The organism is Kineosporia sp. NBRC 101677 (assembly GCF_030269265.1).
GTDB lineage: Bacteria > Actinomycetota > Actinomycetes > Actinomycetales > Kineosporiaceae > Kineosporia > Kineosporia rhizophila.
Map to the genome: position 1 here is coordinate 1 of NZ_BSTA01000033.1, position 2,890 is coordinate 2,890.

Annotated in this window: 1 protein-coding gene; it reads left to right on the forward strand. The window is 64.2% G+C overall.

Annotation, left to right across the window (positions count from 1 at the left end; translation table 11 throughout):
• Positions 1-48: 48 nt before the first annotated feature.
• Positions 49-2,890, forward strand: a 2,842-nt coding sequence (locus QSK18_RS35600; protein ID WP_285628968.1) for a WXG100 family type VII secretion target, incomplete at its 3' end; no start/stop codon positions are given.

Here is a 2,890-nt window from a genome sequence, read left to right on the forward strand (position 1 = left end):
ATGTGATGATTGTTGGGTGGCGTTGTGTCTGTGGAGTATCCTCCGGTTTTGCGGGATTTTCTTGCTGGGTTGGGGATGCGTCCTCCGCAGGCGGATTCGGATTTGTTGCGGGAGGTTGGTGAGCTTTATCTGGGGGCTGCTCGGGAGGTTGAGCAGTTGCGGGTGTTGGTTTTGCAGACGATTGTGGAGGTGGGTGCGGGGTGGTCGGGTGAGGCGGCGGAGGCTTTTCTTGATCAGTTGAGGCCGTTTGTGGTGGTGGATGGGTCGAGCCCGTCGGGGCGGGGCGATTTTCTGGGTGTTGCGGTCGAGATTATCGACACGCTGGGGTTTTTCGCGGGTGATCTGGGGGTGAAGGTTGATTACCTGAATTTGAGTATTATCAGTAATTTGGTGGTGGCGCTGGCGGAGATTTTGTTCTGGATGGCGTTGGCGTACTGGTTTCCGGGGGCGATGCAGCATGTGTTCTTGGTGCGGTGGCTGACCAAGCTTGGGGTCAACCGTCAGATCGCGGTCTTGATCAGCACGATCGTCACGATGGTGGCGGTCGAGACGTTGGTGTCGTTGGCGGTGGATGTGGTCGTTCAGTTGAAGCTGAAGGGCGATGGTCTGCTGGAGGGGTGGCTGGGGCAGGAGACGGGGGGTGCTTTGACCTTCGGTCTGATGTCTGGTCTGGTCGGTGGGTTCGTGTTTGGTGTGGGTGGGGGGTTGATCCATGTTCTGGGTAAGGCGTTTGGTGATGATCTGGCCGGCCGGCTGGGCAAGGATCTGCGGGGTCTGTTCGAGCGGGTTGCGTTGCCCGGGGGTGCCGGTGGTAAGGAGTTCACTGATGCTCTGGCCAGGGTTTTCGGTGATGTCTCGCATTCTCTGATCACGGGTTTTGGTCGTAAGAGTCCGGGTGGTGGGGGTTCTGGTGTCAGGGGCCTGAGTGGTGGGGCGGGCCGGGCGCCGGGTGGTGTGGGGCGTCCGGGTGGTGGTGAGTTGTTCCTGGATGTGCTGGCCAGGAACAGTGATCGTCTTGGTGCGGCGCAGACGCGTAGCCTGGCGGATGCGTACCGGCGTCTGGTCGGTGATGAGAGCCCGTCGGTGGGTGCGCGGGGTGCGGGGCCGGGTGCGGGTGCGGGTGCGGGGGCTGCGGCTCGGGGTCTGGACGAGGCTGCGCGTGAGTTCGTTGAGGCGATGGCAAGGACGTTTGAGCGTCTGGCGGGGCGTGCGCTGGGTGGGCAGCTGGCGCGGGATCTGGGCCGGGATTACGCCGATGTTTTTGTGCGTCACTGGTCGCGTCATGGGGTCCTTGCGTTGAAGAGTGATCTGCGGTTGTTGCTGAGGGATTTCGAGGGGCCGTTGGGGGCCGGCACGGTGCGGATGCTTTCGGACGAGGTGGTTGATGTCCTGCTGGGTAATCTGCGGCGTAATTTTTCGGGGACCCTGGGGTACAAGCTGGGTGCGCTGTCGGGGACGGGTCTTTTGGAGGGTGTGACCGGGACCCTGTCGACGGGTTTCTACAACCTGTTGGTCGGCCCGAACAAGAGGTTCGAGACCGAGGCCGGGGCTTTCGCTGGTGGTGTGGTGCTGGGGATGGCGGCCCAGGCCGGGCATTTCTGGGGGGTCGACCCGATCCAGCTGCGGAACCTGCCGTCCTTGAAGGAACTCCAGGCCGGCCTGGGCGCAGATCCACACACCCTCGCAGACATTGGCACAAGCACCGGCACCGGCACCGGCACCGGCACAGGTAACGGTGCCAGCGGTGCTCCGGGGCCCGAAGCTCGTGACGGTGTGCCGGAGCCGGACATCGAGCCGGCCGATCAGGACCCGGGAACCGGGGGGGATGTGGGTGGCTCCGGGGACGGTGGGGGCCCGCGTGGTGGCGGTTCACGCGGGGGAGTGGATGCTGCCCGCCCGCCGGCGCCGGAGCATCGCGGGCCTGGGGGCATGGACTGGCCGGTGCCGACCGTGGGGGGACAGAACGCGGCCCGGCCCTACGCTGGGGCCTTTCCCGATACTGACACCACCCCACTCCTGAGCGACCAAAACATCGTCGACGCCTCCAGTGTCACCTCGATCCCCTCGAACGATGACGGCCTGGGATCTGAGACCAGCTCCCTGTACGGCACGCGCCCCCCAGCCATCAACCCGACCGGCCCGTCGAACACCACAGGCAGCAATCCCGTCCACGAACCACCCCATGCGACCGGGATCCTTGTCGGCAATGGACCCGAATCCGTTCGTCTAGCGGACGGATTCGAGATTCTTGGGCCCGGCGGTCCCGCAATGGTCGTGAACAATGGTGGCGAGGGGTTGGTGGGCGAGGAGAAGGCGGTCCCTGGGCCTGCCGATCCTGCCGATCCAGTGGTGTCGGCGCCTGTCCCGGAGGGTGGGAGTTTTGGTGGATCCGGTGCGCTGCACGCGCGGCGTGAGCATCTGATGGCGCTGGTCACTGAAACCTATCGTGAGCGGCTGGTTCTGGAGGAGCGGTTCGAGGTCGTTGCCCGGGAGCCTCGGGAGCGGCTTCGGCAACTCGTGGAGGAACGTCTTGACAAGTCTGCCGCCGAGGCACCGCAGGGGGGCATGGACAAGAATGTGCTCTTTGATCGGTTGTGGGCTGAGGTGCAGCCCGGTCTGCGCAGTGAGTTTCTTACCGAACCAAGCAATTTCCAGAGTTATGAGGGAATTGGGCGCTGGAGGGAACATGTGGAGTCCGTCCTGTCCCAAGTTCCTGACAAGATCGACGCGGCCCTCAGCGCGGAAGCCGACGCACCTCATCCCAGCGCGTCTGACGGCTCCTCGAGGGACCAGCCATCCGTGGAGTCCAGCGGTCCGAACATCGACGCTGCGCGTCAACCGGACCAGGAGGTATTCGACGAGAACCGCTCCGCACTAAACCTTCCCCCAA